The 21,274-nt window shown below is 61.5% G+C and carries 19 protein-coding genes and 6 pseudogenes; 14 read left to right on the top strand and 11 right to left on the bottom strand.

The window, feature by feature from the left end:
- Positions 1–10 precede the first annotated feature (10 nt).
- From ABIB06_RS10790 to ABIB06_RS10820, 7 genes and pseudogenes are all read right to left on the bottom strand, one after another.
- Positions 11–256: an EexN family lipoprotein gene (locus ABIB06_RS10790; RefSeq protein WP_354068947.1), complete on the bottom strand. Its 246-nt coding sequence runs from the start codon at positions 254–256 to the stop codon at positions 11–13.
- Positions 253–975, bottom strand: coding sequence for a P-type DNA transfer protein VirB5 (virB5, locus tag ABIB06_RS10795; RefSeq protein ID WP_354125591.1), 723 nt, complete (start codon positions 973–975; stop codon positions 253–255). The genes ABIB06_RS10790 and virB5 overlap by 4 nt, the downstream gene beginning before the upstream one ends.
- Entirely contained in the window at positions 972–3,338 is a 2,367-nt protein-coding gene (locus ABIB06_RS10800; protein WP_354068943.1) for a VirB4 family type IV secretion/conjugal transfer ATPase, read from the bottom strand. Before ABIB06_RS10800 ends, virB5 begins: the two co-directional genes overlap by 4 nt.
- Positions 3,331–3,669 (bottom strand): VirB3 family type IV secretion system protein, encoded by a 339-nt coding sequence (locus ABIB06_RS10805; RefSeq protein WP_354068941.1) that lies wholly within the window; start codon positions 3,667–3,669, stop codon positions 3,331–3,333. Before ABIB06_RS10805 ends, ABIB06_RS10800 begins: the two co-directional genes overlap by 8 nt.
- Positions 3,669–3,965 carry a TrbC/VirB2 family protein gene (locus tag ABIB06_RS10810; RefSeq protein ID WP_354068939.1) on the bottom strand — a complete coding sequence of 99 codons (297 nt, stop codon included), beginning with the start codon at positions 3,963–3,965 and terminating at the stop codon, positions 3,669–3,671. Before ABIB06_RS10810 ends, ABIB06_RS10805 begins: the two co-directional genes overlap by 1 nt.
- Before the next feature lie 76 nt (positions 3,966–4,041).
- A complete protein-coding gene (locus tag ABIB06_RS10815) occupies positions 4,042–4,617 on the bottom strand; it encodes a lysozyme family protein (protein ID WP_354068937.1) in 576 nt (191 codons plus the stop codon).
- Positions 4,618–4,656: 39 nt separating this feature from the next.
- Positions 4,657–5,288: pseudogene (locus ABIB06_RS10820) on the bottom strand (acyl-homoserine-lactone synthase).
- 206 nt (positions 5,289–5,494) lie between these two features.
- Between ABIB06_RS10820 and ABIB06_RS10825 the strand changes: the two are divergent.
- Positions 5,495–6,223 (top strand): LuxR family transcriptional regulator, encoded by a 729-nt coding sequence (locus ABIB06_RS10825; RefSeq protein ID WP_354068934.1) that lies wholly within the window; start codon positions 5,495–5,497, stop codon positions 6,221–6,223.
- Positions 6,224–6,690: 467 nt separating this feature from the next.
- Here the strand turns inward: ABIB06_RS10825 and ABIB06_RS10830 are convergent, their stop codons facing one another.
- On the bottom strand, positions 6,691–7,704 hold the full coding sequence (locus tag ABIB06_RS10830; protein ID WP_354068932.1) for a 2-hydroxyacid dehydrogenase: 1,014 nt from the start codon (positions 7,702–7,704) through the stop codon (positions 6,691–6,693).
- Positions 7,701–8,936: an MFS transporter gene (locus ABIB06_RS10835; RefSeq protein ID WP_354068930.1), complete on the bottom strand. Its 1,236-nt coding sequence runs from the start codon at positions 8,934–8,936 to the stop codon at positions 7,701–7,703. Before ABIB06_RS10835 ends, ABIB06_RS10830 begins: the two co-directional genes overlap by 4 nt.
- Positions 8,937–9,469: 533 nt before the next feature.
- Between ABIB06_RS10835 and ABIB06_RS10840 the strand changes: the two genes are divergently transcribed.
- From ABIB06_RS10840 to ABIB06_RS10855, 4 genes are all read left to right on the top strand, one after another.
- Entirely contained in the window at positions 9,470–10,486 is a 1,017-nt protein-coding gene (locus ABIB06_RS10840) for a citrate synthase (RefSeq protein WP_354125592.1), read from the top strand.
- A 784-nt stretch (positions 10,487–11,270) separates the two neighbouring features.
- Entirely contained in the window at positions 11,271–11,447 is a 177-nt protein-coding gene (locus ABIB06_RS10845; protein ID WP_354049512.1) for a hypothetical protein, read from the top strand.
- 203 nt (positions 11,448–11,650) lie between these two features.
- On the top strand, positions 11,651–12,559 hold the full coding sequence (locus ABIB06_RS10850; RefSeq protein WP_354049513.1) for a DUF3991 and toprim domain-containing protein: 909 nt from the start codon (positions 11,651–11,653) through the stop codon (positions 12,557–12,559).
- 382 nt (positions 12,560–12,941) lie between these two features.
- Positions 12,942–13,154, top strand: a complete 213-nt coding sequence (locus ABIB06_RS10855; RefSeq protein WP_354049529.1) for a DUF1419 domain-containing protein — start codon at positions 12,942–12,944, stop codon at positions 13,152–13,154.
- Here ABIB06_RS10855 and ABIB06_RS10860 read toward each other — a convergent pair.
- Positions 13,079–13,585: pseudogene (locus tag ABIB06_RS10860) on the bottom strand (helicase-like domain-containing protein); the annotation flags it as partial. The gene ABIB06_RS10855 and the pseudogene ABIB06_RS10860 sit on opposite strands and share 76 nt — an antisense overlap.
- A pseudogene (locus ABIB06_RS38900) lies at positions 13,579–13,746 on the bottom strand (DUF7007 domain-containing protein); the annotation flags it as partial. The pseudogenes ABIB06_RS10860 and ABIB06_RS38900, both read right to left, overlap by 7 nt.
- Positions 13,747–14,278: 532 nt before the next feature.
- Between ABIB06_RS38900 and ABIB06_RS10865 the strand changes: the two are divergent.
- From ABIB06_RS10865 to ABIB06_RS10905, 9 genes and pseudogenes are all read left to right on the top strand, one after another.
- Complete coding sequence (locus tag ABIB06_RS10865; protein WP_354049514.1) at positions 14,279–14,866, top strand: hypothetical protein; 588 nt, start codon at positions 14,279–14,281, stop codon at positions 14,864–14,866.
- 298 nt (positions 14,867–15,164) lie between these two features.
- Complete coding sequence (locus ABIB06_RS10870) at positions 15,165–16,091, top strand: ArdC family protein (protein ID WP_354049515.1); 927 nt, start codon at positions 15,165–15,167, stop codon at positions 16,089–16,091.
- A 625-nt stretch (positions 16,092–16,716) separates the two neighbouring features.
- The gene (locus ABIB06_RS10875) at positions 16,717–16,983 is read left to right on the top strand and encodes a DUF736 domain-containing protein (RefSeq protein ID WP_354049530.1); all 267 of its coding nucleotides are present in this window, start codon (positions 16,717–16,719) and stop codon (positions 16,981–16,983) included.
- Positions 16,984–17,113: 130 nt separating this feature from the next.
- Positions 17,114–17,416 carry a type II toxin-antitoxin system RelB/DinJ family antitoxin gene (locus tag ABIB06_RS10880; RefSeq protein ID WP_354049516.1) on the top strand — a complete coding sequence of 101 codons (303 nt, stop codon included), beginning with the start codon at positions 17,114–17,116 and terminating at the stop codon, positions 17,414–17,416.
- 3 nt (positions 17,417–17,419) lie between these two features.
- The gene (locus ABIB06_RS10885; protein WP_247446088.1) at positions 17,420–17,716 is read left to right on the top strand and encodes a type II toxin-antitoxin system RelE/ParE family toxin; all 297 of its coding nucleotides are present in this window, start codon (positions 17,420–17,422) and stop codon (positions 17,714–17,716) included.
- A 486-nt stretch (positions 17,717–18,202) separates the two neighbouring features.
- Positions 18,203–18,319 (top strand): annotated as a pseudogene (locus tag ABIB06_RS10890) (DUF736 family protein); the annotation flags it as partial.
- A gap of 113 nt (positions 18,320–18,432) precedes the next feature.
- Positions 18,433–19,923: pseudogene (gene istA, locus ABIB06_RS10895) on the top strand (IS21 family transposase); the annotation flags it as partial.
- A gap of 8 nt (positions 19,924–19,931) precedes the next feature.
- A complete protein-coding gene (istB, locus tag ABIB06_RS10900; protein WP_354049517.1) occupies positions 19,932–20,819 on the top strand; it encodes an IS21-like element helper ATPase IstB in 888 nt (295 codons plus the stop codon).
- A gap of 36 nt (positions 20,820–20,855) precedes the next feature.
- Positions 20,856–21,274, top strand: a pseudogene (locus ABIB06_RS10905) (transposase); the annotation flags it as partial.

Genomic DNA, 21,274 nt, shown 5'->3' on the forward strand with positions numbered 1-21,274 from the left:
GCGGCGATCCTTACTTCATGGCGTCTTCCATCTCTTGGACGGTAATCTTGTTGCGAGCCTCGTTCGCATTGATACAGTTCGGCGTCTTTGCGAACTCCCCGGGATTGTCGCCGCACGTATTGAGAGCCGCCGCAAGCTCGTCCCGATGGTCGAGATACCAGCCGACCGTATTTATGCGCTGACTCTTGTCGACCTCGTTGCAGCCCGTAAGAACAGCGGCGAAAGAGAGTGCAACTATGGACGTGTTCAATTTCATTTCAGGGCCGCCTTCATTTCATCAACCAGTTGTTCTTGCTTCTCGCGTTCCCGCTGGCCATCCATGTCGGTGCGGGCCTGCTGGATCATCGCAAGACCCTGCATCCGGAGCACATCGTTCTGCAGCAGCGCCTGTTCGGCCTGCAGCCGCGCCGAAAGATCGAGAGTCTCCTTGACGTCGCTCGCGGAGCTGATGCGCATCCTCAATTCTTCGAGTGCATCGATACGCTGCGAGGCAGTGTCGTAGACCGCCTGGCCCATGGAGTGCTTGGCGCCGGTCTGCCGCGCGATCCGGTCGAGTTCGCTCTGGTAATACGAATTGCCACTGTTGCCGCCATACGCGCGGTTCTGCGAAAGATAATGGTTCATCGCGTCGGCGAAGTTGCCGCCACCCTGCCCCGCAACGAGACGTTCGATGTCAGAGAATTGTTGGGGCAGGACTTTCCGGAACTGCGGCGTGTTTAGAAGCGCGCCGATGTCGTTGGCGTTGGTCCGCTTGTTGAAACTGTCATAGAGCTGCTTGGCCTGGTTCAATTGATCCTGCGCCACCCTGAGCTGGGACGTCAGGGTATCGACCTGCTTCTTCAGCTCCGTTAATTGCTCGAATTGCCGCGCGTAGACGCTGGGATCGAACACAATCTCCGCTCCCGCAGGTGATGCCATCGGGAGGATCAGGAGTGGGACGAACGTGAGAATCGTCGGGATACGTTGAACCGTCATCGGATTGTCCTCCGCTCCGCGTGAAATATCGGCAGCCACTGGGCCGGATCGTCGCCGACCTCTGCCCGAACGCGGTCGAGCAGTTCGACCGTTTCCGTGCGTCCCGACAAGACGGCGAGCGCGTCGTCGAAACCGACCAGGTCGAGTTCCGCCACCACCGAATTGTGGCCTTGTTTGACCAGGAAACGTCGGCTTTCGGGCGCGAGCTCCTCCTTGATCAGACGGAATTCAGAGTCGGTCAGATGGAAGCCGTCGACATAGTCCGAGCGCGTTCCCCGCGTGTTCGGCAGGAAGATTTGCGTCGGGCATTGCTCGACGATGGTGTGTGCGATCGGAGAGGCCAGCGCGTCGCGCGGCGACTGCGTGCCGAACACCATGACGCCGTTCTGTTTGCGGATGGTTTTCAGCTTGTTGTTGGCGAGATCACGAAATGCCTCGTCACCAAGCGCCTTCCAGAATTCGTCGATGTCGATGATCAGGCGCCGGCCGTCGATCAGGCGCTCCACACGATGGAACAGATACATCATGAGCGGCGTGCGAACGGTGGGATGATCCAGCAGATCGGTCATGTCGAAGCCGATGAACCGGGCCTCTAACCCGATGGCATCCTGCTCGCCATCCAGTACCCAGCCGTAGGGAGCGCCCCGGCACCATCGCTCCAGCCGTGCGCCGATCCCTTCGCGATCCTGTTGGCCGAGAAAGGCCCGCAGCGCCCCGAACGAGCGCTCCGCCTGCCGAAGTTGGGCGAGGGCCCGCAATCCGGAGTCGATCCGCTCCTCCTCGGTCACGGTCAGCGGGCGGTTTTCTGGCGTGACAAGCTTCCGGACAAGTTCACCCAGGAAGGAAAGATTGTTTGGTGTCAGCTCCAGCGCCTTGAGGGGCGCGCAGCCGGTTGGGACACCATTGCGGAGTGTCAGATAGGTGCCGCCGGCGGCGCGGACGAAAATCTCGGCGCCGCGGTCCTTGTCGAAGAAGACGTAAGTGGCACCGAGCCGCTCGGCCTGCGACAGCAGAAAGTTCTGCACGACGGTTTTGCCGGACCCCGAGGGGCCACAGATGAAGGTATTGCCGAGGTCGCCGTGATGAAAGGAGAAGTAGAACGGCGAGCCGGATGCGGTCTTGAGCATCGCAACCGCTGGTCCCCAATGGTTGCCGGCTGGCTGTCCTGTGGGATAGGTGTGGAACGGGGAGAATGCTGCGAAATTGCGCGAGCTGATCGCCCCAGTTCTTGCCCGATACTTGAACAGCCCGGGGAGTTGCGCCCAATAAGCCGCTTCAAGTCCGAGATCTTCGCGCGCCACCACGGCACCCGCATCCGCCAGGGCGCGTCGCGCCACGCTCATGTGATCCTGCAGTTGCGAAGGCGTCTCGGCATAGATCAGTAGCGAAAGGTGATGATCTCCAAGCGCGAACCTGTTGGATTCGAGATCGTCGAGCGCGTCAGCGAGTTCGTCGATCTGCGAGGCCGCCGGATCCTGAGCCGAGACCAGTTGGTTCTGCTTACGCGTCAGGACCGTCTTGGCGTCGGCTTTGGACAAGAACGCGAAGGATTGCGTGAGGATAATCTCGAAAGGCGCCGAAAGCAGCGCGTTCAGCAGGCCGGGCCTGGTGGACGCCGGATATTCCTTGAGTCCAAACATGCCAGCGAAGCGCGATCCACCGGCGCCTCGGATTTCGATGGCTTCACGGCCGAAGATGACGCGGTTTGAATAGAGTGCAGGGCCTATCGGCCCCTGCGGCAATGGCATTGGCATCCACTCGCCGGAGGCGACGGCGTGGAGCGACTCCATCGGCTCTGAGAACGTGATGCCGTCGCGCTCAACCAATCCGAGGGCATGGGCGCCGTAACGTTCCAATGCTGCGACCATATCACGCCTGGCATCGTTGAGCCGCTTTAAGGCATCGCTGTCGACCTCGAGGGAGTGCGCCGCGCTCCGGCCCAGCCGCTTGAAGAACGCGGCCGCTGCGTCGGCGGTGACGCGTCCGGGATGCCAGACCAGCGTCAGATAGAGGTCATTGCGAAATAGAGCTGCCTTGCGAAGCCGGTCGCGATACTGGGCGTCAAGCGAGGCTGCAAATGGCGATCGGAATGTCCCGGCCGGATAGTCCGACGTGCGCCGGCGCACCAGATGAGTCCAGAGCGCCAGCCGCGGATCCGCAACATTGCGCAAGGTGAGATTCAGCTTGGCGTGAAGATCGTTGAGATCCGCCGTCTCGGCGGTCTCGAACGAGGTGCCGTCGACCCGGATCACCGTGACCAGGGCCCGGGTTGTGAGACTGATCACGGTATCTGTAACATGTCGGCCGAACGGGAGGTAGACTGCGGGCCCGATCTCCCGGGTTTTGAGTGCCGCGTTACGCATAGCCAAGGTCTCGTACTCGATATCGCCGAACGAGCTTAAGGGGCGTGCAGGACGATCCGCCCCAGAAGGAGGCGTTGCGCGTGCGTCCACGGGTTTCGATCCAGGCGAGCAGAATTCGGAACATGTTGGGGTCGTGGCGGCAGATGATGCGGCAAAGACCATGAATCGGAATCGCGACCAGACCGTAGGCGACGCTCCCGGCCACCAGGAACAGGATGCAGGAAAACATCACGTTGAGCGCCATGGCTTCCATGGTGACGCCGGCAATCATGGCCGGACGCGTGCAGGCGAGGAATAAGGTGTCCTCTGTGAGACGCGCGGCCGCGATCATCAACGACCTCCGGTCAAGGTCGAGACCACCTCGGAGGCGCCGAAGGTGATGGCGACACCGAGCACGACATAGGCGGCCTTGCGCAGGTCGAGATAGCCGAACATCCAGGCGATGCCGACGATGATGACTGCCAGTGTCGCCAGCAAGCGCGCGACGTTGCCAGTCAACATGTTGACGATGTTCTGCAGCACGCCCTCGATGTTCGCGGTCTGCGCGAGCGCAGGCTCGACCAAGGCAATGCTGAGAACGGTCGCCATGCACAGGAGTGCGGCGGATTTCTTAAGAGGAGAAGTCATGACACGGCTCCGATTGGCAGTGCAGCCGGATCTATCCGGACCGCGGTGTTGAGTTGAGACAAAAGAAAAGAGGTCCTCATCGTTCATAGACAAAGGCTGACCTGCCAACGCCCGAGCGGTAGACATCCCAGTTCGGACGCTCCCTGGCGGAGGGAGCAGGCGTGTTGATTGTCGGAATGTCGCCGTTGGAAGTGTCGACACCGGAAGAGGCCGTTGGTCGGTTACCGGAGTCGGGCGGTGTGCCGGGAGCTTTGGCCGCGAAGCTCGCGACAACGCTGGCAATTGCCTGGTCGCGGTCTGAGCTATTCATGTTGGCGGCCTGAAGTCGCACTTCAAATAACCTGCCAAGGCCCGCAATATGCTTGCAGGCGTCGAAGGTCGTGGTCGCCGTCAGCCCTGCCTGCTTTATTTCCGCGGCATCGAGTTGAGCGAGTCCAATCCGGACCGGCTGGCCGGTGGCGATGGCCTCCGTCGTGAGCTGGATCGCTTCGTCACGGTCATTTGCTTGAATCGGAATCGGTTTCCGCCCCTGAATTGTGATGAGCAGCGGCTCGAACGAGCTCGCTTGCCGCACAATTGCCGCCAGAGGCCGCACGAGGTTCGGCGTCGGCGCGCACTGTTCGACCAGAGCCGAGAATGCAGCTGGATCCATTATTGATGACTTTGTTTCGGGAGTTGAAGACGCGGGACGTTATGCCGCGAGCGGAAGGCTTGACGGCGCGTCAATTGCACGCCCCGAAATCTTCCCGGCCGCTCGGATTGCGCCGAGAGCGTCATTGGTGATCGGCAACAATCCCGCCACGGCTTTGGTCGCCCCGATTTGACGCGGCTCGCCGAGGCGGTCGAGATGCCATCCGGCTCGGCGCAGGATGCGCTCCATGCGCAGATCAGTGACGGTCGCGATGGCCTGAAGGTCGAGCTGCTGGCTCCATTCAATCATTGCCGCAAAGAGCAGGTACGTTGCTTCCCGCAAGCCGTTCTCAGCTATCGCCGCGACGTTTTTGGTATCAACGCAAAAGCGCGAGCTTTCCCAGATCCTGGCTGCCTTCGGTGCCGCGTAGCCATCCAGCAACACCGGGAACGTATCCGCCAGCATGTTGCGTCCTATGGTGGGCAGCAGGCGAACGCAACCGATAACGTCGCTCTGCTCGAGCGCCAAGAGATAGGTCGGCTTGAATGTGTCGTACTGATCGATTTCCCGCCCGTGACAGAGACATCCCAGTCGAGTCGTTCCTTGAACACGCGTCCTCGCAGGCGATGCATTCCCATCGCCAGTTCAAAATCGCGCAAGAGCGCCGCACGCGTGCGCACAATGACCTTCATTCTTAACCTCCGGCTTACGAATCACAGCTTCGAGATCAAGAAAGCAGGCACGGACACAGCGTTGCGCTGTCAGTTCTGACAGGGCGTTTTGGAATTGTTCTTGCCGCAAAGCCGCCGCAACATCGCAATACACGGCCACACGCAACGCGCGAATCGAGCGCGTCGTTCGCTTTTGGGAACTCAGAACAGTGCAAAAAAGGGGCGCAATGAAAAATGTCAAAAGAGCATGCAATGAATTTGTCGATTGTCTTCACTCTGCCCATACGGAAGATGATTTTCGGCGTGTCGCGGAACGAACCGCGCATGCATTGGGTTTCCGCTGGTTCGCCTATTTTGGCCACCGCGCGAACGGCCCCAAATTGATCTCTTCCTATCCAAAGAGTTGGACAAGTCACTATTTTCGCGAAGGGTACGACAACATCGATCCCGTTCTTCAGGAACCGCGAAACACAAGCCGGATGCTCCTGTGGGATGGACGTGAGGCGCGAAGCGCAAAGTCGCCAAAAGAACGCCGACTATTTGACGATGCGCTCAGTTTCAAGATCAGGACCGGTCTGACTGGTCGCATTCCCGCAAGCCAAAACCAGTTCGCGGCCTTTACGCTCGCGGTGGACGACCGCAGCCTTGGGCTCGATCGTTTCATTGAGACCTCACAAGATATGTTGCAAACGGTGGGTCTCAACTTCCACGCCCACGTGAGTGCCAAGATCGGACGCGCGTCATCAGGTGGCGGGATGGGAAGCCCACTAACCCAGCGCGAGCGGCAGTGTCTCGCGTGGATCTCTGACGGCAAGACGATGCAGGACATTGCGGAGCTTCTTGACGTCACGCCGCGAGGCGTGAAGTTTCATCTGGACAATGCCAGGCGAAATCTTGCCGCACTAACCCTTCCACACGCTGTGGCCCTCGCGCTTCGGCAGGGATTGCTCCCATAATACGCAGAACGGCCGTATACGCAGAACGGTCGTCCAACTCGCCAAAAACTACGCAAGAGCGTTCCCGGTCGGTCACAAAGGTGGTGACCTCTTTCATAGCGTCATTGTTGGTCCGAGCCGAGAATGCTCAAGCCGTTGCCGTGTCGGCTGTACTGACCGCTAGGCCATTTCCGGAGCACCTACCGAGGGGCTGTTTCGGTAAGGCAGAGAATAATTGTCCCCGCATCTGCTCATTTGAGCTTTGGCGGATCGCTGGCGATGCCGTCAGGTGTGGGATGCCAGCATTGCACTGCCGTCCCTGAAGCAGCTACGGCGGCCTTCGTTTTCCGTCGCCGGCATTTTTCATATTGCAAGTGTGTATTGGGCCCTGCTTCCGATTGTCGCGTACATCCGGATCGCCTGCGATACCTTGCTACTGAACGCAACCGCGGTGCCGTCACCGGCGTCCGGCCGCGGCACAGCGGCGCTTAGACCGGATTGATCGGTGGGTGACGGCCTAGCACCGCCGCAACATTATCGAGTGCCGCAAAGCCCATCGCGTTCCGAGCGTCCACCGTAGCACTCGCCACGTGCGGCGATAGAAATACATTCGGCAGCTCGGCAAAGCGGGTGTCGAAGTCCGGCTCCTTGCGGTAGACGTCAAGGCCTGCTGCAAATAGATGGCCGGATTTAAGCGCATCGATCAAGGCATCTTCGTCAACCAGCGACCCGCGCGCCGCATTCACGAACACCGCGCCGCGGGGAAGAAGACTGAATGCCTGGCGCGTCATCAGCGTGCCTAGCCCTCCAGGTATGTGCAGAGTGAGTATGTCGCAGCGTGGCAACATGTCGTTGAGCTCAGCGACGAATTCAGCGCCCTGCTCAACGTCGGCGGACGCCGGCGCTCGATCATTGTAGAGAATACGCATATTGAAAGCTTGCGCGCGCCGGGCAACGGCCCGGCCGATGCGACCAAAGCCGACGATCCCAAGGGTTTGCCCATTTACCCGTTTTCCGAGCATGTCCGGCATGCCGAAAGATTTGCGCCAGCCAGCGCGCATGATCTGTTCGTATTCGGGGGCGCGCCGGCAGGCCGCAAGTATCAGCATGAACGCAAAATCTGCCGTGCATTCCGTGAGGGAGTCGGGCGCGTTTGTCACGACGATCCCGCGGGCGCGGGCCGCCTCCACGTCCATGTGATCGACGCCGGCACTCGGATTAGCAATGATGCGGACGCTATCAGGCAGGGCCGCTATGTCATTGGCCTGCAAGGCCGCCTTCTTTCCGGGTATGATGGCCTGGCTGCCCTGGGCGCGGGCTGCGGCAACAACGGATGTGGCGTCCATGTCGTGGTCGGTGACGATTGCATTGAATTCGCGGACGGCCCGGTCGGCCACGGCTTCGGGCACGCGCCGGGCAACAAGAAGTTTCGGCGCATCGGTTGTCAAAGTCATTCCGTTTTCCATTTCGCTGATTAGCCCGTGCATGGTGCGATTGCTCATAATTCTATCCGGTGCAAACGCCCCAGGAGCAGTGAATAGGAGAGCGCTCCGAGCAGGCTCATGATTCCGACGAAATTGAGCGCCCAGTAGAACGAACCCGAAAACTTCAGGATGTAGCCGATCACGAGCGGCGTCGTCACGCCGGCGACATTTGCCGCGAGGCTGGTGATCCCACTCGTCAAGCCGATGAACTGCTTCGGCGCAATCTCGGATACAGCCGTCCAGGACGACGACCCGACGCCCTGGGCAAAGAATGTCAAGGTAAGAATGGCGATGATCAACTCGTCAGACGTGACCGTGTTGACCAGCACGATCGAGGCACCGAGGAGAGTGCCGATGATCAGCGGCGCTTTTCGGGCGATCGACATGCTCGTGCCGCGGCGGATGAAGAAATCCGATACGGCTCCGGCTGCGAGGATGCCGGCCGTGGCGCCGAGAAACGGAATAGCCTGGAAAACGCCTACCTTGAGCATCGTCATCTGGCGCTCCTCGATCAGGAAGGTCATGAACCACGTCGAGAAGAAGACCAGCACCGTGTTGTTGCAATACTTCCCAAGACAGATCGCAATCACTTGCCTGTGCGACAAAAGCTTGAGCAGCGCTCGCCAATCGAATTCCGTGCGTTCTTTGTTGTCGATCAGTCCTCCACCGGCTTCGATCTGCTGGAGCTCCTCCGCGCTGACGCGCTTGCACGCGCATGGGTCCTGATAAATGAAGTACCAGGCTGTGCCGAGTAGGATTCCGGCAATCCCCGTTGTGAAGAACACTGAGCGCCATCCGAAGTCGAGGGCTATCCAAAGCAGCCCACCTGCGAACAGCGGCGTTCCGAGGTATTGGCCGGCCACATAGATGCTGGTCGCGAGGCCGCGCTCCCTCATCGGAAACCACATCGTGACTGCACGAGCATTGGCAGGGAAGGCGGGCGACTCAAGAGCACCAATCGCAAGGCGCGACCCAATTAGCATATTGAGGCCATTCGCAAATCCCTGAACCATCGTGGCCATCGACCACGCCACGAGAGCAACGGCATAGGTGATGCGCGATCCGAACAAATCCACGATATATCCGCCGGGCACCAGCGCGATCGCATAGGTCAGGCCGAAGGCGGCAAATATCTGCCCCATCTGCGCCTTATCCAGATTGAGCTCCTTGCTCAGGAACGGGGCCGCCACACCCAGATTGGTTCGGTCGACAAAATTGACCAGCGTTGCAAGCAGGATGAAGAAGAGCATCGTATATCGGACAGGAACTCGCCACGAGCGCGAACGCGAAGGCGCGGTACGGACATTCGTGACATTTAGCTGCATTTCCTTGTCCCTTTTGTTTTTTACTCAATTGTTTCACCACTCGCGAATTGGCCGCTCTTCAAGCCGCGTCCGCGACTTGAAGACCTCACCAGCATTCGATGCGCGCGCATGGTCCCGCGTTCGCCCGAACGAGGCGTCGCAGGCTCTGATTGTTGTTGGCCGCCAAAGAGACGGCAGGTGTCGTGGTTCTATCCGAGAGACACCGCAGGTGCTCGGTCGATGACGCTGTCGGCCGGGCTCGCATCTTCAGAATTCAAATTTGCGGCAGCTCGATCATCGTACTAGAAGGATGATCGGATCAACCTTGATAATGTGAATCAACTATGGGGAAATGGCTAACACGCGCGGAGGCCTTGCGAGAGCTCGGCGTGCGACTGCAAACGCTCTATGCGTATGCGAGCCGAGGACAGATCAGGGTTTCCAGCGATCCCAGCAATCCGAGACGAAGTCTTTATAGAATGGAGGACATCGCGAGCCTGGTCGCGAAGCGTAAACGTGGTCGACGACCGGAAGCTATTGCGGCAGGGACCATCTGGCTCGGAGAACCGATCATCACGACCGCTATTTCGACAATTCATCGCGGCCGCTTGTACTATCGTGGCCGCGACGCGGTCCAGTTATCGAGAACTGCGACGTTGGAGGAAGCCGCGGCGGTGTTGTGGGATTCTCCTGCGACACCACGGTTTGAAACCATCCGCCTTGGTTTGGCAGGACGCTCACGGCTGAGGGCCCGGGCCTTCAATGCCATTGCGGACGCCGCAGCGGGCGGTGCTCCAACGTTGGGCTTGGCGTCCAGCGTTTTGCGCGAAGAGGCCGCGACCCTGGTCGGGCGGTTGGTCACCGCGTTCGGCGCCAGTCAGGGCGACGATCCTGTGCACGTTCGCTTGGCGAAGGGATGGAAGTTGGAGCCCGCCGCCTTTGATCTTGTCAGGCGCGCTCTGGTTCTGTTGGCTGATCAGGAACTAACCAATTCGGTGTTTGCCGCGCGTGTCGCGGCCTCGACGGGAGCGTGCCTCGGCGCCTGCATGCTCGCCGGGTTGGCTGCAACCTCCGGTCCATTGCATGGTGGCGCGTCAATTCGGGTTCAGGGACTCTTGAAAGAGATCGATCGCACGAGTGCGGACGAGGTCATTCAACGTCATCTTGAATCGGGATGGCCGATCCCCGGTTTCGGGCATTACATGTACCCGGATGGAGACCCACGTGCGTCTTCGCTTCTCGGAGCATTTGAACCACGGGCAAGGCTGAAGCGAACGATTGCCAAGGTCAGCGCCAGTACAGGTCTGGCTCCCACGATCGATCTCGCGCTTGCCACGTTGGCCGATCGCTACAATTTTCCCGATGATGCGCCGTTCTCACTTTTTGTGATTGGCCGGAGCGTTGGCTGGCTTGCACATAGCATCGAGCAGGTGCTTGCAAATCCGGGCGCCATGATACGTCCGCGCGCACGATATGTGGGCACGCCATTGCAATGATTAACTAGCAAAATGCGCGCCGGCAGCAATTGACCACACGGTTGTCGGTACTGGTCAAGGATGCCCTCTGTCCAGGAATAAGGGGAAGTACCGCCGGGCGGCTCCTCCCTGCCGGTCGGTCACGCTCTACCCGCAAGCAAGCGCTTGCGACCGGAGTCGCGAAGCGTCTCCGCCCTTCGGGTGACGATCGTTGCCGCTTACTCTTTCTGCCTGATCCGCGTTTCGTCCGGAACAGGCCTGAAGCAGCACCGCGATGGGGTTCGGCGAGGCGAGGTCGTCCAAGCTACTACCCGTGCTTTATGTGAACATAGCACCGGAATGAAATCGAGATACGTCCCCACGTCCTCGGCAGTGCAGTTGCTGCGCCGAAACGAGTGCCTGAACACAGACTCATATCAGGGCTTATGCCAAAAGGGGATACGATGCACGAGGTGATCGAATGGACGATAGTGTTGCGAAGCAGCGTCCGCTTGGTACGGCGAACAGCTTTCATTGACACCGAACAAAAGGACCGCGTTCGTTTTCGCTGTCAACCCGAGTAGCAACGATCCTACGGACGAACGATGTGCACGGTGGTGCACCATGCTTCCGGTGAGGGACCAGCCCCGCTCTCGAATGGGCTTTCCTTGGTTCTGGTGCGGCCTTCCACGATCAACCCGCAAGGGGTTCGCTACGCAAGCGTGCGACCTCTTCGGCTTCGCCTCTCGAGGTGACCGCGGCCGCCCCCGAACACGTCGGCGCCTGTCGAGCGGGGATGGTCCCCGCCCCAAGACGGGAGCCTTCAGTGTCACACAATCTCACCCTCGCTCAGAACCATGCCTTCGATCTGGCCCGCACGCTCATGGTGCCCGTCATTCTTTTCCAGGTTGACGAAGAATTCGGTGTGATGGTCTCCAGCGAGTACGACGGCGATCAAGACGCCATCGTTCATGAGTACGACCCCTGGAGCCCGGTCCATTGAGCCGGGTGGCCGGCTGCCGCTGGCGCCATGCCGGCTGCAAGGGAGGCTTCGCCGCGCCTGACGATGCGACGACTGACCGTTGGTCAGCGCGCCCTTGCATTCGGCAGGCTTCGCGGCCGGTCGGGGATGTTCCGCATGGCGAGGAACAAGAGAGACCAACAGAAGAAGGGGCGGACCCGCCTGCGCGAGTCCGGTGCAAGCAAATGGACAAGAGAGAAATCGAAGAGCTGCGCCAAAAGGTTGGCTGCGCGGCCCTGCTGGAGAAAGACGGTTGGAAGGTCGACGTTAAGGAAAGCACCCGACGCGCGATCAAGTATCGCCGCGACAGCAATATCATCATCGTCATCCACGAAGGCCGCGGCTGGTTCGACCCGTTGTCGCCGGCGAAAGGGGACGTATTTTCGCTCGCCGAACATCTTGGTTCTGTCGGCTTCTCTGACGCATGCGACCGTGTTGCGGATACGGTTGGTTTCGTCCCGAGCCGACCTGTGTGGCAGCGTCCGGCAAGGCACAAGGCGCTTGGGTCAATTGCTGAGCGGTGGGCACATCGTGTCAAGCCGAGGCCGGGCTCGCCAGCCTGGCGCTATCTCACCGATCAACGCGGACTGCCGGCCGTCATCGTGAAGCACGCGGCCGCCTGCGATCGTTTGCGTGAGGGGCCAAAGGGCAGCATGTGGGCGGCACATAGCGATTCTGCTGGAGCGCTCATGGGCTGGGAGGAGCGTGGGCCGGCATGGCGCGGCTTCGCCAGTGACGGCGCCAAGGAGCTGTTTCGCTTCGGACCGACCAGGTCCGAGCGGATTTGCATCACTGAGGCGGCCATCGATGCCATGAGCCTTGCCGCGATCGAGATCCACCGCTCCGACACCCTCTATGTCAGCACCGGAGGCGGCTGGTCGCCGGCGACGGATCATGCCATCCGCAATCTGGCCACGCGCCCCAATGCCCGGCTTGTGGCGGCAACCGACAACAATCGGCAGGGTGACGTCTATGCCGATCGCATTCGTACCATCGCCGCGGAAGCAAGCGCGCAGTATGCGCGATCGCGACCGCGCGCCGGCGACTGGAATGAGGATCTGACGGGGCCGGCGAAGAGACTGGAGAACGGCTGAGCAAGTCGGCGGCGGAGCCCGCCTGACGCGCGGACCTCCCGGGTGGCGCGGTGTCAAGGTTCCCGCACGATCGCGATGGCGGGGTGGCTTGCACCAGAGCGATGCGACAGGGACGTCCGAATAAAGAGGGACAAAGAAGAGGGCAAACCGCTGCCGCATGACCGGCCAGCGCGTCAAGGGTGACGCTTCGCCCGCGTTCCGCGGCCCTTGACCCGCCGGACCTTCGATGCGGCCGGCGAGGAGGTGTGATGAAGGACTGAAGTGACGAAGAGGTCAGGCTGATCGCTCGCGCTTCTGTCCAGCCAGGCCGAATGGAGCCGCCACAATGCACACCTCTTCCACCATCCGCAAAGTCTTCGAAGGCGTCGCGACGCGCGCCGAGATGCACCGCATGTTCAATCGCCACCGCGGCAATCCGGCCATGGCCGAGGGGGAGGCACGCCAACTCTTTGCCGGCGAGTGGTTCGAGATCGCGGAGTCCGAGTATGATTATATGCTCGAACTCCTGCCGCCGCTATGGATGTCGTCGCCGGGCTCCGGTGCGCGGTCGCGCTCCTCGATCGCCTTGATGCGCTCGCCGAGCAGAGTCTGGTAGCGCTTGAATGCCGACGAGGGCTTTGCGGTCAGGATCTGACGCTTGCCGGTCGAGATCGCCGGCACCTTCACGTACTGGCGTAGGTCCTCCGGCATCACCACGTCCGCGAAGGAGCGGAACATGGCGATGAGCTCTGGCACGTTGACGAAGGTAGCGAAGCGCGTCACCGGCTTGTATTTGCCGGAGGGCTGCAGTTCGAGTTCGGTCGTGACATCGCCGAATGTACTCGCCCAGGCGTCGAACTCGTGCAGCCCGCGCTCGAAGAGCGCCGCGTAGCCGAGGTAACGCTGGACCGAGAACATCTCGCCGAGCGTGTTGGTGATCGGCGTGCCGGAGGCGAGCACGAGCGCGCGGCCCGGGTTCTTCGTCTCGATGAAGCGCGACTTGACGTAGAGGTCCCAGGCGCGCTGCGAACCGTTCGGGTCCAGTCCCGCGCGTGCGCCTGCTCGAAGGCACGGCGGTCCTTTTCGTAGGACTCGCCCGGCTTGAGGATCGCGCCGAAGATCGTTTCCCAGGCGTCCGGCCAACTGTCCTTGATCGTTCTCTCGGCGCAACGGCGTTCGAACGCAGTGAAGAGTTGCGGGAAGGTGAGCGGCTGTTTCAGCGGCATGTCGCGGAGCTCGCCTTGGCCCGTCGCGGCGAGATCGACTCTCTCACGCGCAAGCTCGATCGGCAGGAGACGGCGATCGCCGAGTTTCGGACGCGTCATCGCGTTTCCGCTGCGTGGCGGTGAGAGGCGAAGGACCCACCGATTGGAACGCGAGCGGCGCGCGCGAACACTTCATGTCGAGGCGGAGAGTTCAGCGGGTTTGGTCCAACCTCTCACGGTTTCGGCGGCGTGCTGACCCTTGGCCGTCACTCCCTCGGTTTGAGCTGCGGTCTGAACCGGCCGCGATCCGCTTCAAGGGCAAGTCGCGAGGCGATCGGCGGCCGCCGTCTCGCGATGGGGGCCGCGTTCTTCGCAGGCCTGAGGGCCCGCTCGCCCGCAACCCACCCACGCTCGCCTTGGCAGCCACCGCCCCCTGAAGCAGCCCGCTGAGGCCGGTTCTGGTCGACCGCACCCGAGGGAGCGACGGCCAAGGGCCCGATCGCTTCCCAAGGCGAAACCGAGAAAGGATCTCATCATGACCAAGACCGCCCGCTCTCCCCACTCCTCCGCCCGTGTCATCCCGCTTCGCCGCGGCACGACGCTCGAAATGGTCCGCCTCGTCTGCCCCGACTCCGCACAGACACTGCGCATCTCCGAGAGCTTCGGCCTTGCGGTCCTCGACAGCGACGGTATCCGCGACTTGCACGAGCGGCTCGTCATCGAGACCGCCGACGCACTCAAGGATGGCCTGAGTGAACGCGCCATGCAGATTCACCTGCAACGGATCGTCGGTGCTTATGTCGGGTCGGCCCACGGCGCCGGCCAGTTCTACACCCGGGCAGTCACTGAAGCGCGAGATGCGACCGCCAAGCTCGCCAACGACAGCCGCGATGAGGACCTCGATGGTCCGGTCGGCTTCGATAGCCAGGCACAGCGCAAGCGTGAATTCGCCGCCGACATGGGCGCGCAGGCTCACGCGCTTCGCATGGCCGCCGAAGGCGCCGTCGCCGCCTACGAACAGGTCGTCGGCGAGACCTGGAAGCCTTTCGAGCGTCCCGTCGACAACACGACCGACACCGTCGGCCGGAAAGCGGCCAAGGCGCAGATGTCGGCGTTCGACTGACCGTCGGCGCGGGGCCTCGGCCCCGCGCCTCTTCCACTACTGCCACCTGACGGGCCGGTCCACGAGACCGGCCCTTTTTCGTGTCGCCGCTGCAACAAAGGGAGCCGCCGCCCGTGCTGCTCGCCATCGTCGGCCCCTCCCGGTCCGTGGTCCTGCGCCGGACCCAATGTCCGCGCAACGGCTTCGCCGTCCTTCGCGCTGCTTCGGCCTTTCAGGTGCACGGACTTTGAGTTCGGCGGTGGCGGACCCCGTGAGGAGCCGCGATGGGCGCGGCCTTCCGAACGGAGAGGTTATTATAATGAGCAGGAACGGAGAAAAGTCGCGAGGCGACCTGTACGCCCGGATCACGGACCGCATTATCGCCGAGCTCGAACGCGGCGTGCGCCCCTGGGTTCAACCTTGGACCGCCGAAAATATGGCGGGCCGCATCACCCGACCGCTGCGACACAACGGCCAGCCCTATGCGGGCATCAACGTCTTGCTGCTTTGGTCAGAAGCCATCGCGCGCGGCTTCTGCTCGCCGATCTGGATGACGTTCAAGCAGGCCAGTGAACTTGGCGCGCATGTCCGTAAGGGTGAGACCGGCAGCACTGTGGTGTATGCGAGCCGCTTCACCAAGACGGAGACCGACGCTCACGGCGACGAAATCGAACGGGATATCCCCTTCCTCAAAGCTTATACCGTCTTCTGCGTCGATCAAATCGATGGCTTGCCCGCGCATTACTACGGTCGTCCGCCCGCCGTCGCATCAACGATCGAGCGCAACGCGCACGCCGACGCTTTTTTTGCCAACACCGGGGCGATCGTTCGGCACGGCGGCTCGATGGCGTTTTACGCGCCTTCGTCCGATCATATTCAGATGCCGCCGATCGAAAGTTTTCGCGACACGGGTTCCTATGTCGCCGTCAGAGCCCATGAGACCGTGCATTGGACCGCTCCCGCTCACCGCGTTAATCGCGATCTCAGCCGTTACGGCAAGGATCGGAGCGAACGCGCGCGCGAAGAGCTGATAGCCGAACTCGGGAGCTGCTTCCTCTGCGCGGATCTCGGGATCGTTCCCGAACTTGAACCGCGGCCGGATCATGCAAGCTACGTCAAGTCGTGGTTGGAGGTCTTGTCTAATGAGAAGCGCTTTATCTTCTCGGCTGCTGCGCAAGCGCAACGCGCCTCCGCCTATTTGCACGACCTGCAGCCGAAGGCAGCAGACGTCGAGGAAGCGGCATGATGAGCGCACAGCGTGATTGGGGCCGGCGCTTGCCGGCCCTTACTTATCCGGCGATCAGCGCCGAGACTGCTGCCCCTTGCTTGGCCGCTCGACGGCCAGCGCCCTCTGTTTCTCGTGCTGGATACCGCGACCTGACGGCGATCTTGCTTGCCTTCCTTCGAGGGTACGACTTCTGTCTTTGCACGGGTCGTCGCTTTGCCGCGCAAATCACGCTCGTGGTCTGCGGGTTTACTTTGCGGGCCGTGTGACTCTTGAGGGCCGAGCAGCGCGCCCGCCTTCCCGGTTCGTACCTCAACGCGCAAGCCTGGCGGTTTGCCAGATGTGTGCGATGAGCCGTGATCGGGTTCTTTCCTCGGTCAAGGTATTGATGATCGCAATTCGTGTTCCTCAGCCGTTTCTTCTGGCACGCCCACGTCGTCCTCGATTTGGCATGTCTGACCGTAGGGCGTCGTCGCTTAAGCGCCGCCTCGCTCTTACCTCCGCAACAGCCGGTTACGACTTTCTTCCCCTGGACTGCTGCGCGTCCATTCCTCGCGCAAAACAAGAAAGTCGCGCCCTGGCTGCCCTCTACTGCGTGCCGGCCCCTTAGGGGTGCGGGTCGACCGCCTCCGGTCTGTCGCCAGCCATCGAGGCCGCGAGGGGCGCGGCCCGGGAAACTGAAAAAAGGACACCACAATGGCGACCATCGGCACCTTCACCTCGACCGGCAACGGCTTCACCGGCAGTCGAGCTGGGCGCGGCCTGGCAGAAGACCGCCAAGGACACCGAACGCGATTACCTCTCGGTCAAGTTGGACGATCCGAGTTTCCCGGCTCCGATCTACGCCACCCTGATCGAGGTGGAAGGCCAGGACGGCCTCCAGCTCATCTGGTCCCGCCCCAGCCGGGACTGAGGGCCCGCGACAGCGGCCCCGCCAAAAGGCGGGGCCGTTTTGCCGTTGTGCTCCCCGGTCACGGGGCTGTGACGCCTCTGGCGCATGTCATTCAAATGCATTACATTAGCCGCGAATAAAGGAGGTCGCTATGGCTTCGAATGCCCTTGTCCAAACCCGAATCGATGCGGACGTAAAGGAAAAGGCTACCGCGGTTCTGGAAAACATGGGTCTCACGGTATCCGACGCCGTGCGGATCCTGCTGACACGCACGGCCAACGAAGGGATGCTTCCGCTGGAGCTCGTGAGCAACAGCCAAGCTTACGATAGCTGGTTTCGCGAGAAGGTGCTCCAAGCGCTGGCGGATACCCGGCCAAATCTCGATGATTCCGAGGTCGAAGCACATTTCGCGCAACGCCGCGCCGCTGCGCTTCGAAAAAGCGGCGGAGCATGAACGGTGAAACTCGTCTGGTCGCGCTTCGCGTTGTCCGATCGCGACGGCATTTTCAGCTACATCGAAGCCGAGAATCCCCGTGCGGCGGTTCATGTTGACGAACAGATTGCCGATGCCGCGCGGCGCCTGCTCGACTTTCCTGACAGTGGCCGCCCTGGGCGTGTCGCTGGCACGCGCGAGTTGATCATCCCGCGCACACCTTATGTCGCAGCTTATCTGGTCGACGGTGAAACCGTTCGCATCTTGCGCGTGCTTCATGGCGCGCAGATGTGGCCCGACGAACTTACCAATGACGATTGAGGCCGGCTCCGTATAGTAGAGTCCTGCGACCGGCGCTGGATCCCTTTTTGTGGCTACTCGGACTCCAAATGCTGCTGTTGATCAAGCGCGGCGTTAACTCAGGCTCGACACGGACTTTCAGCGCCGGCCTTAGGGCACTGTTGGTCCGGAATGCATGATCACTTGCAACGTCATGGGAAGCGCTGTCCTCCGTCGTGTCCCTTGTCCGTTTCTTCTGGCCCACCCACGTCGTCCTCGATTTGGCATGTCTGACCGAAGGGCGTCGTCGCTTAAGCGCCGCCTCGCTCTTACCCCCGCAACAGCCGGTTACGACTTTCTTCCCCTGGACCGCTGCGCGTCCATTCCTCGCGCAAGACAAGAAAGTCGTGCCCTGGCTGCCCTCTACTGCGTGCCGGCCCTTCGGGGTGCGGGTCGACCGCCTCCGGTCTGTCGCCAGCCATCGAGGCCGCGATGGGCGCGGCCCGGGAAACTGAAAAGGACACGACAATGGCGACCATCGGCACCTTCACCTCGACCGGCAACGGCTTCACCGGCACGGTTCGCACCCTCGCCCTCAATGCCAAGGCCAAGCTGGTTCGGGTCGAGAACCCCTCCGACAAAGGACTGTGTTTCGGCATGGAATAAGGACCCCGTTTTCGGGGTGATCGGCATCCAATCGGGACCCCGGGATAAGGGTCCACAGTGGCTTCCATCGAGTCATGGAAGCCGAGGTTGGGATGCTGGTGGTGGAGACGATTGGTAAGATCCGTCGCGCCTACTTTGTTGATGGTCGTCCGATCAAGGCGATCTGCCGAGAACTTGGCGTATCGCGGAAGGTGGTTCGCAAGGTCATTCGTTCTCAAGCGACGGAGTTCCGGTATGAGCGCGAGACGCAGCCGCTCCCGAAGATCGGTGCCTGGAGTGCCGAGCTTGACCGGTTGCTGGCAGGGAATGAGAGCAAGGCAGTACGGGAACGGCTGACGCTGATCCGGCTATTCGAAGAGCTTCGCGGCCTGGGTTATGCCGGCGGCTATGATGCGGTTCGTCGATACGCACGGCGGTGGAGCAAGGAACGCGGGCAATCGACCGCAGCCGCTTATGTCCCGCTGAGCTTTGCACCAGGCGAAGCGTACCAGTTCGACTGGAGCCACGAGGTCGTCCTGCTGAGCGGCACCACGGTGATGGTGAAGGCTGCTCATGTCCGGCTCTGTCACAGCCGCATGCTGTTCGTGCGGGCCTATCCGCGGGAGACGCAGGAGATGGTGTTCGACGCCCACGACCGGGCGTTCGCCCTGTTCAAAGGCACCTGCACCCGCGGCATCTACGACAACATGAAGACCGCCGTAGAGACGATCTTCGTCGGTAAAGGCCGTCTTTACAATCGCCGCTTCCTGCAGATGTGCAGCCACTATCTGGTCGATCCGGTCGCCTGTACGCCAGCGTCGGGCTGGGAGAAGGGGCAGGTCGAGAACCAGGTCGGGCTGGTCCGGGAACGCTTCTTCACGCCGCGGCTGCGGTTCAAAAACCTCGACGAGTTAAACGCCTGGCTGCTCGACAAATGCATCGCCTACGCCAAGGCTCATCGCCATCCGGAGCTGGCCGATCAGACGATCTGGGACGTGTTCGAAGCCGAACGCCCCAAACTCGTTCCCTATGCCGGCCGCTTCGACGGCTTCCATGCGGTGACGGCATCGGTCTCGAAGACCTGCCTGGTGCGCTTCGACAACAACAAGTACTCGGTCGCAGCCAGCGCAGTCGGACGACCGGTCGAGGTTCAAGCCTATGCCGATCGCATCGTGATCCGTCAGGATGGACGTATCGTTGCCGAGCACCCGCGATCCTTTGGCCGCGGCGATACCGTCTACGACCCCTGGCATTATGTGCCGGTGCTCGCCCGCAAACCCGGCGCCTTACGCAACGGTGCTCCCTTCAAGGACTGGGTGCTGCCGGCCGCGATCGAGCGGATCCGGCGCAAGCTTGCCAGCACCGACGATGGCAATCGGCAGATGGTCGACATCCTCAACGCGGTGCTGACTGACGGTCTCCCCGCGGTGGAAGCGGCCTGTGCCGAAGCGCTCAGTCACAGCGTCCATTCCGCCGATGTCGTTCTCAATATCCTGGCCCGTCAACGTGAACTCGCCCCACCGGCCAACATCATGACGCCGGCCGCACTGACGCTCCGTCATGCACCGATCGCCGATTGTGCTCGCTACGACAACCTCCGGAGGACCATCTGATGGAACGAACCCAAATCTTCGATCTTATGGGCGAACTCAAGCTCTACGGCATGAAGGCCGCCTTCGACGAGATCATGGCAACTGCCGTCAAGCGCCAGCACGAACCTCAGCGCATTGTCGGCGACCTGCTCAACGCCGAGATCAACGAGAAGCAAGCCAGGTCGATCAAATACCAGCTCACCATTGCCAAGCTGCCGCTCGCCAAGGACATCGCCGACTTCCAGTTCGACGGCACGCCGATCAATCAGACTCTCGTCAATGATCTCGCTGGCGGCGGCTTCATCGCCCAACAACGCAACGTCGTGCTGGTTGGCGGCACCGGTACAGGCAAAACACACCTCGCCATTGCCATCGCCAGAAGTTGCATCCGCGATGGCGCCAGAGGACGCTTCTACAACGTCGTCGACCTCGTCAACCGGCTCGAGACCGAGACCCGCAACGGTCGGCAGGGACGGCTCGCCGAGCATCTGACCCGCATGGACTTCATCGTTCTCGACGAGCTGGGCTATCTGCCGTTCGCGCAATCCGGCGGTCAGCTCCTGTTCCATCTCATCAGCCGGCTCTACGAGCGCACCTCCATCATTGTCACCACCAATCTTGCGTTCGGCGAATGGCCGAGCGTGTTCGGCGATGCCAAAATGACCACCGCGCTACTCGACCGATTGACCCATCACTGCGACATCGTCGAAACCGGCAACGACAGCTGGCGATTCAAAAGCCGCGACGATGTTCAAACAACCCGCGCTCGCGCCGTCTCCGCAACCCCGACCAGCTCCGACGACCCGAGCGCTACCAGCAGAGCACGCCGATCAAAGGGGTCCCTTTTGGATGCCGATAGGGGCGCATTGCCTCATCAAGAATGTTACTGGACAACTTCTCGCCGATGACTGCAGCGGCGCCACCAAATTGCTTCGGTGGCCTCTATGGCGGGAAAGATCAGCATGGGCGCGCGGCGCGAGGTGTTGTCGGCGGTGACGGAGCGTTACCGGTCGGCCAAACGGGCGGAGAAGGGGCGGATCCTCGACGAGCTGTGCGCGACGACGGGTTGGCATCGCAAGCATGCGGTGCGCGCACTCCGGCGACGCGCACCGGTTGGGCCCGGCGCGGTCGAGGCAGCTCGAGAGCGCAAGCGTGGATATGGTGCGACGATCAAGGACGCGATGACCGCGCTGTGGGAGGCGTCGGATCGGGTGTGCGGCAAGCGGCTCAAGGTGATGATCTCGACCTTGCTGCCGGCGCTCGAGCAACATGGTCGATTGCAGCTTGGCCAAGCGGACCGTGATCGTGTTCTGGCCATCAGCGCCGCGACCATCGATCGCCTGCTCGTCGATGTGAAGATCGC

It is taken from the genome of Bradyrhizobium sp. LB8.2 (assembly GCF_040548035.1).
Taxonomy (GTDB): domain Bacteria; phylum Pseudomonadota; class Alphaproteobacteria; order Rhizobiales; family Xanthobacteraceae; genus Bradyrhizobium.

Coding starts and splice junctions, on each gene's coding strand:
- ABIB06_RS10840 (WP_354125592.1), top strand. CDS start 9,470: ATGGAGGACATCGCGAGCCTGGTCGCGAAGCGTAAACGTGGTCGACGA.
- ABIB06_RS10865 (WP_354049514.1), top strand. CDS start 14,279: ATGACCAAGACCGCCCGCTCTCCCCACTCCTCCGCCCGTGTCATCCCG.
- ABIB06_RS10870 (WP_354049515.1), top strand. CDS start 15,165: ATGAGCAGGAACGGAGAAAAGTCGCGAGGCGACCTGTACGCCCGGATC.
- ABIB06_RS10790 (WP_354068947.1), bottom strand. CDS start 256: ATGAAATTGAACACGTCCATAGTTGCACTCTCTTTCGCCGCTGTTCTT.
- ABIB06_RS10835 (WP_354068930.1), bottom strand. CDS start 8,936: ATGCTCTTCTTCATCCTGCTTGCAACGCTGGTCAATTTTGTCGACCGA.
- ABIB06_RS10850 (WP_354049513.1), top strand. CDS start 11,651: ATGGACAAGAGAGAAATCGAAGAGCTGCGCCAAAAGGTTGGCTGCGCG.
- ABIB06_RS10880 (WP_354049516.1), top strand. CDS start 17,114: ATGGCTTCGAATGCCCTTGTCCAAACCCGAATCGATGCGGACGTAAAG.
- ABIB06_RS10825 (WP_354068934.1), top strand. CDS start 5,495: ATGAAAAATGTCAAAAGAGCATGCAATGAATTTGTCGATTGTCTTCAC.
- ABIB06_RS10800 (WP_354068943.1), bottom strand. CDS start 3,338: ATGCGTAACGCGGCACTCAAAACCCGGGAGATCGGGCCCGCAGTCTAC.
- ABIB06_RS10855 (WP_354049529.1), top strand. CDS start 12,942: ATGCACCGCATGTTCAATCGCCACCGCGGCAATCCGGCCATGGCCGAG.
- virB5 (WP_354125591.1), bottom strand. CDS start 975: ATGACGGTTCAACGTATCCCGACGATTCTCACGTTCGTCCCACTCCTG.
- ABIB06_RS10810 (WP_354068939.1), bottom strand. CDS start 3,965: ATGACTTCTCCTCTTAAGAAATCCGCCGCACTCCTGTGCATGGCGACC.
- istB (WP_354049517.1), top strand. CDS start 19,932: ATGGAACGAACCCAAATCTTCGATCTTATGGGCGAACTCAAGCTCTAC.
- ABIB06_RS10830 (WP_354068932.1), bottom strand. CDS start 7,704: ATGAGCAATCGCACCATGCACGGGCTAATCAGCGAAATGGAAAACGGA.
- ABIB06_RS10805 (WP_354068941.1), bottom strand. CDS start 3,669: ATGATCGCGGCCGCGCGTCTCACAGAGGACACCTTATTCCTCGCCTGC.
- ABIB06_RS10815 (WP_354068937.1), bottom strand. CDS start 4,617: ATGGATCCAGCTGCATTCTCGGCTCTGGTCGAACAGTGCGCGCCGACG.